Source organism: Gordonia sp. DT218, from assembly GCF_049847105.1.
Taxonomy (GTDB): Bacteria; Actinomycetota; Actinomycetes; order Mycobacteriales; family Mycobacteriaceae; genus Gordonia.
The window spans coordinates 516,949-529,106 of sequence record NZ_JBNCNS010000002.1; the positions used below are offsets into that span (position 1 = coordinate 516,949).

Genomic DNA, 12,158 nt, shown 5'->3' on the forward strand with positions numbered 1-12,158 from the left:
TCCGAGGCAGCAGAGTTGCGCCATGACCCTCGGCGCACCCCCTGAACACCCCGACGCGGCCGCCGTCGCACCACAGACCGGCTACGGCAAGAAGGTTCTCGCGGTCGAGCCGGGCGGCAACGAGCCGATCCCGCTCGACGCGCGGCACGGTTCGCCGCGCGGGCTGTTCTGGACCTGGACCGCGCCCAATCTCGAGTTCGCGACGATCTTCGTCGGCGTGATCTCCGTGCTGTACTTCGGTCTGTCGTTCTGGCAGGCCGTCGCGGCGATGGCGATCGGCAACCTTCTCGGCGCGGTCGCCCACTTCTTGTTGTCGGCGGAAGGGCCGTTGCACGGGGTACCTCAGATGGTGCTGGGTCGCCTCGCGTTCGGCCATCGCGGCAACGTCCTGCCCGCGACGTTCATGGCGATCATGTGCGGTGTCGGCTGGTTCGCCACCAACAGCGTGAGCGGTGCCTTCGCGCTGTCGACGCTCTTCGGACTCACGCCGCTGCTCGGTCTGGTGATCATCGTGATCGCACAGACCGCGTTCGCCTTCTTCGGCCACAACCTCGTGCAGCGATTCGAGCGGGTGGCCGCGCCGGTGCTGGCCGTGGTCTTCCTGATCGGTGCGGTGATCATCTTCAGCAAGTCCGACGTCTCGGCCGCCTCGGCCGACGGCGGGTTCTCGCTCGGCGGCTTCCTGCTGACCGTCGGCGCGGCCTTCGGCTACACCGCGGGCTGGACGCCCTATGCCGCCGACTACACGCGGTACCTGCCGCCCACCGTGTCCAAGCTGCAGACCGGACTGTTCGCCTCCGCGGGCTTGTACATCTCGTGCACGTTCCTGATGGTCGTCGGAGCGGCGTCGGTGACCATCGGCGCGCCCACCTCCGACAATCCGACGGAGGCGTTCACGGCGAATCTCCCGTCCGTCGTCGCCGACCTCACGCTGCTGGCGATCGCCGTCGGCGCCGTCGCGGCGAACGCCATCAACGTCTACTCGGGCGCAATGGCTTTCGTGACGATGGGCTTCCGGCTGCCGATCGGGATCCAGCGAGCCCTGGTGACAGTGTTCTTCGGCATCGTCGGCTTCCTGGTCGCCTGGTGGGCGCTGGCCGACGCCGCCGCCTCCTACGAGGCGTTCCTGCTGCTGGTCGCGTACTGGATCGGCCCGTGGCTCGGCGTGGTCTTCGCCGATCGGCTGCTCCGGCGCGAACCGCCGTCGCTCGACCTGCTGTACGACACCCGCTACACCAACTGGGGTGGCGTCGCCGCGTTCGCGGTCGGGCTGGTGACATCGCTGCTGTTGTTCTGCAATCAGGAGCGGTTTGTCGGATACGTCGTCCGCGCTGTGCCGGAGCTCGGTGACATCGGGGCGTTCGTCGGGTTCGTCATCGCCTTTGTCGGGTACCTGATCCTGGCCCGCAAGCGTGTCGAGCGATCGCAGCACGAATACGTCTGATCCGTCCTCACGGCCGCCCGGGCGGGGACTGCGACTGTGAACGGAATGCACTGATGGCCAGCAGCACCGACGTGTACGTCGCCGGCGAGGTCGGGTCGAAACCGAGGAGCCCTCGAATCCGGTCGAGTCGTTGGTAGAGACTCTGCCTGCCCAGATGGAGGACCTGCGCGGAGCGGGTCGCACTGCATCCGTGACGGAGATGGACGTCGAGGGTGGTGACGAGATCGGTGGACTGGCTCTGATCGTGGGCGATCAGGGGCGCGATGAGTTGTCGCAACTCGTCGTGGATCTCGGGATGGGCAGCGCGCGCGGCACTGTCGGCCACGAGCTCGCGGCCGGTGAAGATCCGCTTGTCGGTGACACCGCCGCGCATCAAACCCATGGCGATCGGCAGCCTTTCGGCGCAACGGTGCAGCGATGCGGCAAGGGCCGCGGAGAGTTCGGCCCCCGGGTTCGCGGCGTCGAGCGGGTGGGCGTCGCCCACCACGGCGGTGATCCGGCCGTCCTGCGAGCCGAGGCGGACGAGTGCGTCGGTGACGCGATGGACCGGATCGTCACCGTGCTCGGAGGCCGGCGCCGCCACCAGGGCGTACACGGTGGCATCGATCGTCGCCTGCACCAGGCCGGGAAGGGCCGCCGCCGCGCGTGCGATAGCCGCCTCGACCATCCGCGGGTCGGGCGCCTCGGCCGCCACCGTGACGAGTCGCGTCGAGTCGGTGGCCGGGACCCCGGAGCTCACGAGACGTGCGAAGAGATCCGCTCGGCGGACGTGCCGCCCGCCGACGATCTCCTCGACGAGTCGGGTTCCCACCGCGGAACCCCTTGTACCGGAACGGGTCAGGGCTGCCGCGATCGGACCGGTCGCGGCCGCGAGCATCATGGTCACCACGGGTGGCGGGTGGCCGGCCGAGTCCGCTCCGGCAATCAGGCGGGCGATCTCGCGATCCCGCGCCATGACCGCCGCGGAGGCCACTGCGGCATCGACCATCCGCCAGGCCGATCGATCGTCGTCGACGCCGTGGGCGGCGAGCAGTGCTCCGCCGGAACCGATCAGCGCGATCGGGTGGCCGGTCACCTCGGACACGTGGGCGAGCATCCGTGCCACTGCGCCGGGGGCCAACAGATCCGCGTGCAGGGCATCGTCGAGCAGAGCGCGCAGGCGTAGACCGGCGAGCTCGCCGGTCACGATGGCGGTGTTCGCCTCCCGGCACACCTCGATGAACGGCAGCACCCGGCGCAGCTCGATGATCGGTATGCGGCGCGCGGATCCCTCCCGCACCATCTCCTCCGGAATCGCATCGAAGGTCCGCCCGACCTCGAATGCCAGCCCGGCGACGCCGCGCTCGGCGAGGTCGCGGACGTAGTGCCGGCGCGTGCCGGCGTCCAGACCGCCGAGCCCGAGGCCGGTGGTGAGCAGGAGTTCACCACCGGACAGCAGCGGGCCGATCTCGAAGATCTCGCTGGAGTGCACCCAACCGACCGGGACGTCGAGGTGGTCGTGGGCGGTGAGCACCCGCGGGTCGGCTCGGTGCAGGTGGCGCTCGACAATCTCGTTCAAGGTCGGCAGAGCCGCGGGAGCAGAGTGCATGGTCCGACGATATGCACGTCCGTCCTTGTTTGCGAGGCGACGGACTGTCAGTTGTCCACGACGTCGTACCGGAGCAGGCTCGTCTGCATGACAAGCCGCACCGGTGCTGTGCCCGGACTCGATCCGGCCGTCCTGCTCGACGTCGCCCATCGACAGGCGCGCCTCGGTCTGGAGGAGGGGGGTATCCCGATCGGAGCCGCCCTCTTCGCCGCGGACGGCACCCTCCTCGGCGAGGGGCGAAATCGTCGGGTCCAGGACGGCGACCCGTCGGTGCACGGTGAGACCGACGCCTTTCGCGCGGCGGGGCGTCAGCGGGACTATTCGTCGACGATCATGGTCACCACCCTGGCGCCCTGCTGGTACTGCAGTGGGCTGATCCGTCAGTTCGGGATCGGCGCGGTGTTGATCGGGGAGAACCGCACCTTCACCGGCGGCGAGGACTGGCTGCGGGAGACCGGCGTCGAGGTGACGGTGGTCGACGACGGCCGGTGTGCGGCGATGATGGCCGACTTCATCGCTGCGAACCCCACCCTGTGGAACGAGGACATCGGCGTCGCCGACTCTCCGACAGCCGATCTGACAGGAGACAACGTATGACCGCGAGCCCGATCCTCACCGTCGACATCGCGCAGTGGCGGGCCGGAGGAGCGGCGGCCGACCAGGTCTGTGCGGCCGTCGACGAATCGCTGCAGAAGGCGGGCTTCCTCCTGGTCACCGGACACGGCATCGATCCCGATCTGCCGGCGACGCTGCGGGCGGCCGCCCGTCAGTTCTTCGCGTTGCCCGCGGACATCAAGGAGCAGTACTCGGTCGGAGTCGGCGGCCGGGGCTGGATCGGGCCGGGGATGGAGGCCAACGGCTATGCGGAGGGTACCGAGACGCCGCCGGACCTGAAGGAGACCTACAACTCCGGCGCCCAGACCCGGGTGGGCGTTCCGGAGGTCGACGACTACTGGTTCGCCCCGGACGTGTGGCCTGCCGAGGTGCCGTGCCTGCGTGAGCTGTTCAGCGAGTGGACTTCTCAGGTGAAGGCGCTGTCCGACGATCTGCTGGCGCTCATGTCGGCGTCACTCGGGCTCGTGGGCGAGGAGAATCCCTTCCAGGGCCTGGCCGGCAATTCCACCTGGACGTCGAACATCAACCACTACCCGCCGATGGCCGTGGTGGGAGATCCGGAACCAGGCCAGTTCCGGATCGGCCCGCATACCGACTTCGGCACGGTCACGGTGCTCGATCGAGAGCCGGGCGCCGGTGGACTCCAGGTGTACAGCGACGAAACCGGCTGGGCGGACGCACCATTCGATCCGGCCGCACTGACGATCAACATCGGCGATCTGCTCGAGTACTGGTCGGGCGGTCGGTGGCCGGCGGGGCGGCATCGTGTCCTGCCGCCGCAAGCCGATGCGCCCGAGGAAGATCTGGTGTCGCTCATCTTTTTCTACGAGCTCGATCACGACGCGATCGTGTCGCCGCTCGAACCGCCGGTGGGCCGTCGCGCCGGCCGTCCGCCGGTGATCTCCGGGGACTTCATCAAGGAGCGGCTCGACGCCATCACGGTGAGCTGACCGTCGATGCGGCGGTGTGTCCGATGCGACATGAGAGGTCTGCCGGACAGGCAAACGGCTCCGTCGATCGGGTGATCGACGGAGCCGTCCCGCTCCCCGGGGTTCTCTAGGGCACCATGCCGAAGGGGCTGCCGCCGAAGGGCAGTCCTGATCCGCCGGACTCGCCGCCCTGGCCGCCGGACTCGCCGCCCTGGCTGCCGAAGCCACCCTGGCCGCCGGATTGACCACCCTGGCCGCCGGATTCCGGAATGGTCGTCTGTTCCTTGTCGACCGCGCTGCCGAGCTTCACCTGCACGGTGCGTGCGTTGTTGCCCGACCCGACGGTGACCGGCACGGTGTCGCCGGGGGCGTGGGTCAGGACCTGCGCCATCAGGTCGGCGTAGTCGCTGATCGGGGTGTCGCCGATCTTGGTGATCACGTCGCCTGCCTTGAGGCCGGCGTCCGCGGCTGCGCCACCCGACTGCACCGACGAGATCTGGGCACCCTCGACGTTTTGGTTACCGTTGGCCGATGCCAGCGAACCCGACACGCCCAGAACAGGTTTCGTCGCGTGGCCGTCCTGCAGTAGTTCGTTCGCGATGCGCTTGGCGGCGTTGATCGGGATGGCGAAGCCGAGTCCGTAGGCCTGGACTCCGCCACTGGAACTCTGACCGGTGTCGACGGCGGAGTTCACTCCCACCACCTGCCCCTTCAGGTTCACCAGCGGCCCACCGGAATTGCCGGGATTGATGGCGGTGTCGGTCTGTAGGCCGTTGTAGACGGTGAGCCCGGAGCCGGTCTCGTCGCCGGCGGTCACGGTGCGCGACAGAGCGCTGACGATGCCGGAGGTGACCGTGTTCGACAGGTTCTCGGGGCTGCCCACCGCGACGACCTGCTCGCCGACCTGCAGGCCGCTCGAATCGCCCAGCGTGGCAGGGGAGAGTCCCGATGCATTGTCGAGCTTGATGACCGCCAGGTCATAGGACGGGGAGGTGCCGGTGACCTTGGCGGTGTGCGTCTTGTCGTCGCTGGTCGTCACCTGGATGGTGCTGCCGTTGCCGGCTGCCGCGACGACGTGGTTGTTGGTGAGCACATAGCCGTCGGGGGAGAGGACGATCCCGCTGCCGACAGCGGTTCCCTGGCCGGTGCTCACCTTGATGTCGGCAGCCGACTTGGAGGCCACCTGCGCGGCGTAGGTCACCGAGCCGGGCTTCACGTCCGCGGCGTTGGCCGCGGACGCGGGCTGCGAGGTGAGTGACGGGACCGACGGGCTCGCGTCCGAACGATTCAGCAGCGCACTGCCGCCAACCCCGACGGCACCTCCGACGAGACCCGCGAGCACGGCGGTCGCCACGATCGGCCTGGCCAGGCTGCGTGGGCGATCGGGCACCGGAGGTGGCGGATACGCGTTTGCCGGAGGGGCATCCCAGTGTGTGTTCGGCGGGTGGTGCGGACTCTGCTGGGTGAATGGTTCGGTGACCGGGCTGTCGTCACCCTCGGTCGGCTGGGATTGGTTCACGACACCACGATGCCGTCGCTGTATGAGAGAACGTGAAGAAATGAGCCTCGGGTTTCCTGTCAGTTCTCACCGTGGCGTCTCAGCTGATTCCGAGAAACTCTGGCGGTCAAGGCCTCTGTGGGGCGCGCCGGAACATGGTCAGCGCAACACCAGGGACGCCGCTTGCTCGACGACCGCGCCGAGATCGTCGCCGAGGTTGCCGGCAAGCCACTGCTGGGCCAGCTCGGCCATTGCGCCGGTGTACATGATGGCGCCGACCCGGCTGGTCAGACCGTCGGGAAGCCTTTGAGCAGCAACAGTTTCGGTAAGAACCAGCTCCATCAGCAGGTCTTGGGTCGCGGCCCGTCGGGCGACGAGCACCGGATTCGATCGCCCCTCGGTGAACAGGATGCGTCCGCGTCGGGGATCGTCGGAACCGAATCCGAGAACGGCCCGGATGCCGGCCGTGGTCCTGGCCCGGATCGACGGCCCCGCCACTGCCATGGCCTCCTCGACCACAGCCGCGAGTTCCTGTGCCACCACGTCGTAGAGGGCGCCGAGCAGCTCATCCGTGCCGGCGAAGCTCTCGTAGAAGTAGCGCGTGTTGAGGCCGCACTCACGGCAGATCGATCGCACCGACAGACCCGGCGCACCCGAGGCGCCGAACACCGTGAAGGCGGCGTCGATCAGCAGCGCGCGCCGTTCGGTGCGGCGGTCGGTCAGTGGGACGCCGGCCCATCTGGTGGGGCTGGACATCGGATCAGCGTACGTCTGCCGACGAGAATCGATCAAGTCTGGTCACAGCCGTACCCAGACGATATTCTGGTCACGTCTGTAACCACAACTGACAGCGAGGGCGAGTTCGATGTCGATGTCCCTGGGTTCACTTCCGTTCCCGTTTCCGTTGCCGCATCAATTGGCCGGCCTGTGGCTCAACGACCGGTTCGAGAAGAACATCCGGACCAGGTACTTCCGCGGGATGGAGTTCTCCGAGCCGACCGGGGACCCGGGATGGTTCGGGCCGGAGAGCGCGACCTGGTACGTCCATGCACACACGCCCGCGCTGATCTTCGGTCTCCAATGCGCGTCGTATCTGGAGCGGCTCGACCCGAGCATCTTCTGGATGGGTGTGCATCATTCGCGTCTGGTGCAGAAGGACGACGACGGTGAGCCGACCGGACGAATCGACCCCACCGGCGCGGCGGTCCGTCTGGGGCACTCGGTGGCCTTCTTCATCGGTACCGCCTACGGGTCCACCGAGACCGCCGAACGTCTCGCCACCACCGTGCGCGCGATGCACCACACCATCAAGGGCACGAGACCCGACGGCCTCACCTACGACGCGGACGATCCGGCGTGGCTGCGATGGAACTACGCCACGGTCGTCTGGGGGATCGCCACCGCACACGAGATCTACCACCCGTCGCCCCTGCGCGGTGCCGAACTGGACCGCTATTACGGGGAATTCGTCCGTGTCGGCCACGCGCTCGGCGGCACCGACCTGCCCGCCACCAAGGCCGACACCCTGGCGTGCCTGGCCGCATACCTGCCCAAACTGGCCTTGACACATGGCAATGCGATCGCGACCGGACCGAATCTCACGAATCCGGCTCAGGGTGCGGTCGATTGGGCGATCCGGGACACGATGCCGGAGTGGGCTGCCCAGTTGGTGATGCATCGTCCACCCAATCCGATCGAACGCCGCGCACGTCGCAGCGCGGTCTGGGCGGCACTGAACGGGCTACACGCCACGATGGGCGAAGCGCCGGAGTTCACCGCCGCCCGGGCGAGGGTCGCCGACGGAACGACCGTGCCGCACACCGAGCCCCGCCGTGACGTGGGCTCGGATCCCGCGCTCGGTCGGGCAGAGGTGGAGGCCACCCTCTGACGGGAAGGGGATAGCGGGCGAATGACTCAGCGCTGCACGGCGATCTCGTCGCCGAGCCGGTAACCGGGAGTGAGGGGTAACTGGTCGCCACTCCAGAATCGTCCCGGGTCGAACCAGTTGGAGTCCTTGGCCGCATCCAGCAGACCGATCTCGGCGTAGGTGATGGCGACGACCTCCGCGCAGTAGGCGGCCTGCAGGCTCCGGTTGCGCGTGCGTCGTCTCGCCCGGCGGTCGCGGGCGACGCGATCCAGATAGGGGATGCCGCGGACCAGATCGACGCTGTTGGGAACCCGACCCCGGAACCATCGCCCGGCGAGACGCGCGGTCGCCGGGAACGGGGTGCCGTCGAGGCGGGCGATCACCTTCAGCAGCGTGTCCTCCTTCGCGGTGGTCACGTCCGGGGTCAGTTGCCGCAGCCAGCAGTCCTGGTCGTAACGGGTCATCCACTGCTCGAGCGCTTCGCGGCCGTCGTGGAGTTGGACACCGCGATGTGTGCTGCCGGTCCAGACGTCGGTCAGTCTTTCACCGAGTTCTGCGTGCCACAGCAGGGGCGGCAGGTCATCGATGGCGACGGTCATGGCGACGTGGTTGACCGGAGCGTTCGTGAGGGCTCGGATGGCCCGGTCGGGCCCGGAACGGCCACGGAACAACCAGATGTCGCCCGTGCGGGTGGCGGCGAGCGCGTCGTCGAGGCCGACGACGGAACGGCCGCCGCCGAGATCGTTTCCTGTGCGCACGAGTGCAGCGTAGATCAGACACTATCCTCGAGCACATGCACAGCGCGTGGAAGTGGGTCGGCCTGGCGGGCGCGGTCGGTGTGGCTGCGGGTGGGGTGCTGGTCGCCCGAGATCAGCGTCGGCGCAACGCCTACAGTGCCGATGACGTCCGGGAGCGTCTGCATCAGCGTTACGCGGATGCGCAGGCTCGCGCAGGCGGGGAGTCCGGCGATCGGACATGAGATCGTTCGTCCCGATCGATGCCCCGGTCGACCCGGTCGTCGCACTGACGCGGATCGCCTGGCTGTTGGAGCGCCGGCGGGAGAGTACGTATCGGGTGGAGGCGTTTCGGAAGGCGGCGCGCGCCGCGGAACGCGCAGGTGTAGAGGAATTGACCGAGCGAGCGACGGCCGGGACCCTGACCGCGATCGGTGGGATCGGGAAGACGACGGCGTCGGTGATCGCCGAATCGGTTGCCGGTGAGCTACCCGGCTACCTGGCGGACGTGCAGGAGAAATCGCCGGTATCACTGGCGAGTGGCGGCGAGGACCTCTACCGGGCAATCCGCGGCGACCTTCACGCCCACACCGACTGGAGCGACGGCGGCGCACCCCTGGACGAGATGGCGCGGGCGGCGACCGCCCTGGGTCACGAGTGGCTCACGATCACCGACCATTCGCCGCGCCTGACCGTCGCCAACGGGCTCAGTCCCGAACGTCTCCGACGCCAGATCGACGACATCGCCGACCTGAACCGGAGCTCGGGCGGGAGCTGCCACATCCTTACGGGCGTCGAGGTCGACATCCTCGACGACGGGTCACTCGACCAGACCGACGAACTGCTCGACCATCTCGACGTGGTGACCGCGTCGGTGCACTCGAAACTCAGGATGGACGCGGCGCCGATGACCCGACGGATGGTCGCGGCCGTGTCCGATCCACGGGTCGATGTGCTCGGCCACTGTACGGGCCGCCGGGTGACCGGGGGTCGGGGTGCGCGCCCGCAATCGGCCTTCGATGCCGCGAAGGTGTTCGCCGCGTGTGCCGATCACGGCACGGCGGTGGAGATCAACTCCCGTCCGGAACGGGTCGACCCGCCGGATGGTCTCATCGAATTGGCGCGTGACCTCGGCTGCCTGTTCGCGATCGATTCCGACGCGCATGCGCCCGGGCAGTTGGACTTCAAGGCCCTCGGCGCGGAGCGAGCGGAGCGTCTCGGTATCGAGCCGGACCGGATCGTGACCACGTGGCCTGTCGACCAGTTGCTCGCCTGGACGGCCGAGGGCGCCCGACCGTCACGCTGACGATCACCGGGAGGTGACGCCGGTGATGGGCATGGCAGATCCGACCGCTTGACGGAAGTCCTTCGTCGCCCGGGTCATGTGATTCGGGCTGGTCACGAGCACGATGCCGGTGGAACCGCCTGCCGACAGGATTCGGGCGCAATTGCGCGCATTCTCGATGGTGGTCCGCGAGCGGTTCTCGGGGGTGATCCGAGCCGGAGCGATGTGGTGGGCGACCAGCCAGCCCTTCATCGCCTGGGCCTCGGTCCGTCCGTGCCTGGGTAGGCCTCCGGTGGTGATCACCTGAGCTTGCGGGACCTCTCGGGCCAGCGGGAGCGCGGCACGGAGCCGTTGGAGGAGAACAGGTTTCATTGATCCATCGTGGTTCAGGGCGGCGCCGAGCACGATGATCCGGGTGCCGAACGGGTTGATGCGCAGCAGTAGTGGCACATCCGTCGCGGGACCACGTGCGCAGGCGGGCCCAAGCCCGGCCGCCGGATTCTGGCACTCCGGCGGTGCCGATCGGATACCCGCCGACACGGTGCCCGGCTCCGCCGATGCGGTTGCGTCGGTGTGTATCCACCCGCCGACCAGCAGCCCGACGGCGATCAGAATGGCAACCCATCGAAAATCTCTGCGCCCATACGGCATTGATCGTTCCTCCCCTGTGAGCACGCTGCACCGCCGGCCATCCGGCCGCCGGCGTGCCGACCCCCCGGGCAACACGTGGGTTCAGATGCTAGGGCCGAATCTGCCGCCGCGCCAGACCTGTCTCCGCGTGAGTTCGATACCTGCACGGACACTCAGTTGAACATTTGACCCAGTCGGATGACTTCGGCGAGATGACCGAAATGAGCTGTTACGCAATTCAATACATCGATGTTGAGCGATTGATCGGTCGGTCGTGGTGTTCACAAATGATATACGCCGTTAGCGATATCAAAACTTATGTTTTGCTTCACTTTTGGACACCGTGCGCTTACCTTTGCTCCGGCATGGGTGTGATCGCGGTCGCATGTCCCGGGGCGGGGGGCCACCGGACACCGCGCGGTCACCGACTACGAGAAGGAGTGCGAGCGAATGCGTCAATCGGTTGCGTCGCAGGGGTGGCGCCGACGGCTGGTGGGGGGAGCGATCGCGGTGGCCGCGGTGGTGTCTCTGGGATGGGGGGTCGCGGCCCCGGCATCGGCCGCCACCCAGCATGATCTCGATGCCACGATCAAGTCGGGTCTCAAGAAACAGGTGGCCGACGACGTCATCCTGAGTGGCTCGAGCACGTCGAAGGTACCGACCGGTAGCGGAAAGAAGGAGGACGACTTCTGGAAGGCCTTCGGCAACGGACTGCGCGATCCAGACGTCGCGCCGCCCGGTGCGAACGACTGGAGTTGCAAGGCTTCGGACGGGCGAACACCGGTCGTCCTCGTGCACGGGACCTGGGAAAATGCGTACGACAACTGGGCCTACCTCTCGCCCTATCTGAAGCGCGCCGGTATGTGCGTCTTCGCGCTGAACTACGGCATCCTGGGCGCCGGCGGTGGTGGCGGGCTCGGCAGCGTGATCCCGGGCGCCTACGGCACCGGCGACATCGCCCAGTCCGCCGAGCAGCTGGCGTCGTTCGTCGATCGGGTGCGATCCGCGACGGGCGCCTCGAAAGTGAACATGGTCGGGCATTCACAGGGCGGGCTGGTGGCGCGGCAGTACCTGAAGTTCAATGGTGGCGCGGGCAAGGTTGATCGCCTCGTGACGTTGGGCGCGACCAACCATGGGACGACGTTGCTCGGGATCGGCACGCTGGGGCGTGTCATCAACAATGCCGGAATCGATGTGCTCGGACCGATTGCGCTGGGAGTGGGCGTGTCCGGAATCCAGCAGGTCTACGACTCCGACTTCCTGAAGAAGCTCAATGCCGGTGGTGACACGGTGCCCGGGGTGAAATACACGGTCATCGGGACCAAATACGACGAGGTCACCACCCCGTATCAGTCGACCTTCCTCAACGGTCCGGACGTCCGCAACATCACCTTGCAGGACGGGTGTGGCATCGACACCTCCGATCACCTCGCGCTGAGCTATTCGCTGCGCGCGGTGTCGATCGTGCTCAACGCATTCTCGGCGAAGATCCCCGTCGTGCCCGGCGGCCCCGGGGTTCCGGTCCCGGTGGTCTGCTCGCCGAACGCCTGGTTGTTCGGCTGAGCAGT

General features: G+C 67.8%; 12 protein-coding genes. 7 read left to right on the forward strand and 5 right to left on the reverse strand.

The window, feature by feature from the left end:
- Window positions 1–22 precede the first annotated feature (22 nt).
- Window positions 23–1,444, forward strand: a complete 1,422-nt coding sequence (locus tag ACPXCG_RS09175; RefSeq protein WP_425791278.1) for a purine-cytosine permease family protein — start codon at window positions 23–25, stop codon at window positions 1,442–1,444.
- A 7-nt stretch (window positions 1,445–1,451) separates the two neighbouring features.
- On the opposite strand, the gene ACPXCG_RS09180 is transcribed toward ACPXCG_RS09175, so the two are convergent.
- On the reverse strand, window positions 1,452–3,032 hold the full coding sequence (locus ACPXCG_RS09180) for a PucR family transcriptional regulator (RefSeq protein ID WP_425791280.1): 1,581 nt from the start codon (window positions 3,030–3,032) through the stop codon (window positions 1,452–1,454).
- A gap of 87 nt (window positions 3,033–3,119) precedes the next feature.
- On the opposite strand from ACPXCG_RS09180, the gene ACPXCG_RS09185 reads away from it, so the two are divergent.
- Both ACPXCG_RS09185 and ACPXCG_RS09190 read left to right on the forward strand, forming a co-directional pair.
- On the forward strand, window positions 3,120–3,629 hold the full coding sequence (locus ACPXCG_RS09185) for a nucleoside deaminase (protein WP_425791282.1): 510 nt from the start codon (window positions 3,120–3,122) through the stop codon (window positions 3,627–3,629).
- A complete protein-coding gene (locus ACPXCG_RS09190; RefSeq protein WP_425791283.1) occupies window positions 3,626–4,597 on the forward strand; it encodes an isopenicillin N synthase family dioxygenase in 972 nt (323 codons plus the stop codon). The genes ACPXCG_RS09185 and ACPXCG_RS09190 overlap by 4 nt, the downstream gene beginning before the upstream one ends.
- A 106-nt stretch (window positions 4,598–4,703) precedes the next feature.
- Here ACPXCG_RS09190 and ACPXCG_RS09195 read toward each other — a convergent pair whose 3' ends face one another.
- Both ACPXCG_RS09195 and ACPXCG_RS09200 read right to left on the reverse strand, forming a co-directional pair.
- Complete coding sequence (locus tag ACPXCG_RS09195) at window positions 4,704–6,095, reverse strand: S1C family serine protease (RefSeq protein WP_425791285.1); 1,392 nt, start codon at window positions 6,093–6,095, stop codon at window positions 4,704–4,706.
- Between the two features lie 138 nt (window positions 6,096–6,233).
- Window positions 6,234–6,830, reverse strand: a complete 597-nt coding sequence (locus ACPXCG_RS09200; protein ID WP_425791287.1) for a TetR/AcrR family transcriptional regulator — start codon at window positions 6,828–6,830, stop codon at window positions 6,234–6,236.
- 109 nt (window positions 6,831–6,939) lie between these two features.
- On the opposite strand from ACPXCG_RS09200, the gene ACPXCG_RS09205 reads away from it, so the two are divergent.
- Window positions 6,940–7,962 carry an oxygenase MpaB family protein gene (locus ACPXCG_RS09205; RefSeq protein ID WP_425791289.1) on the forward strand — a complete coding sequence of 341 codons (1,023 nt, stop codon included), beginning with the start codon at window positions 6,940–6,942 and terminating at the stop codon, window positions 7,960–7,962.
- A 26-nt stretch (window positions 7,963–7,988) separates the two neighbouring features.
- Here the strand turns inward: ACPXCG_RS09205 and ACPXCG_RS09210 are convergent, their stop codons facing one another.
- Window positions 7,989–8,699, reverse strand: coding sequence for a guanylate cyclase (locus tag ACPXCG_RS09210; protein WP_425791291.1), 711 nt, complete (start codon window positions 8,697–8,699; stop codon window positions 7,989–7,991).
- A gap of 35 nt (window positions 8,700–8,734) precedes the next feature.
- Between ACPXCG_RS09210 and ACPXCG_RS09215 the strand changes: the two genes are divergently transcribed.
- The gene (locus ACPXCG_RS09215; protein WP_425791293.1) at window positions 8,735–8,920 is read left to right on the forward strand and encodes a hypothetical protein; all 186 of its coding nucleotides are present in this window, start codon (window positions 8,735–8,737) and stop codon (window positions 8,918–8,920) included.
- Window positions 8,917–9,981 carry a PHP domain-containing protein gene (locus ACPXCG_RS09220; protein WP_425791295.1) on the forward strand — a complete coding sequence of 355 codons (1,065 nt, stop codon included), beginning with the start codon at window positions 8,917–8,919 and terminating at the stop codon, window positions 9,979–9,981. Before ACPXCG_RS09215 ends, ACPXCG_RS09220 begins: the two co-directional genes overlap by 4 nt.
- A 3-nt stretch (window positions 9,982–9,984) precedes the next feature.
- On the opposite strand, the gene ACPXCG_RS09225 is transcribed toward ACPXCG_RS09220, so the two are convergent.
- Window positions 9,985–10,611 (reverse strand): YdcF family protein, encoded by a 627-nt coding sequence (locus ACPXCG_RS09225; protein ID WP_425791297.1) that lies wholly within the window; start codon window positions 10,609–10,611, stop codon window positions 9,985–9,987.
- A gap of 429 nt (window positions 10,612–11,040) precedes the next feature.
- Here ACPXCG_RS09225 and ACPXCG_RS09230 point away from each other — a divergent pair, with 429 nt between their 5' ends.
- The gene (locus tag ACPXCG_RS09230; protein ID WP_425791299.1) at window positions 11,041–12,153 is read left to right on the forward strand and encodes an esterase/lipase family protein; all 1,113 of its coding nucleotides are present in this window, start codon (window positions 11,041–11,043) and stop codon (window positions 12,151–12,153) included.
- The last annotated feature ends 5 nt before the right edge of the window (window positions 12,154–12,158 follow it).

Bases quoted from the DNA above. Each gene is read 5' to 3' on its own strand.
- ACPXCG_RS09225 (WP_425791297.1), bottom strand. From the start codon at position 10,611: ATGCCGTATGGGCGCAGAGATTTTCGATGGGTTGCCATTCTGATCGCC.
- ACPXCG_RS09185 (WP_425791282.1), top strand. From the start codon at position 3,120: ATGACAAGCCGCACCGGTGCTGTGCCCGGACTCGATCCGGCCGTCCTG.
- ACPXCG_RS09220 (WP_425791295.1), top strand. From the start codon at position 8,917: ATGAGATCGTTCGTCCCGATCGATGCCCCGGTCGACCCGGTCGTCGCA.
- ACPXCG_RS09200 (WP_425791287.1), bottom strand. From the start codon at position 6,830: ATGTCCAGCCCCACCAGATGGGCCGGCGTCCCACTGACCGACCGCCGC.
- ACPXCG_RS09175 (WP_425791278.1), top strand. From the start codon at position 23: ATGACCCTCGGCGCACCCCCTGAACACCCCGACGCGGCCGCCGTCGCA.
- ACPXCG_RS09230 (WP_425791299.1), top strand. From the start codon at position 11,041: ATGCGTCAATCGGTTGCGTCGCAGGGGTGGCGCCGACGGCTGGTGGGG.
- ACPXCG_RS09215 (WP_425791293.1), top strand. From the start codon at position 8,735: ATGCACAGCGCGTGGAAGTGGGTCGGCCTGGCGGGCGCGGTCGGTGTG.
- ACPXCG_RS09190 (WP_425791283.1), top strand. From the start codon at position 3,626: ATGACCGCGAGCCCGATCCTCACCGTCGACATCGCGCAGTGGCGGGCC.
- ACPXCG_RS09180 (WP_425791280.1), bottom strand. From the start codon at position 3,032: ATGCACTCTGCTCCCGCGGCTCTGCCGACCTTGAACGAGATTGTCGAG.
- ACPXCG_RS09205 (WP_425791289.1), top strand. From the start codon at position 6,940: ATGTCGATGTCCCTGGGTTCACTTCCGTTCCCGTTTCCGTTGCCGCAT.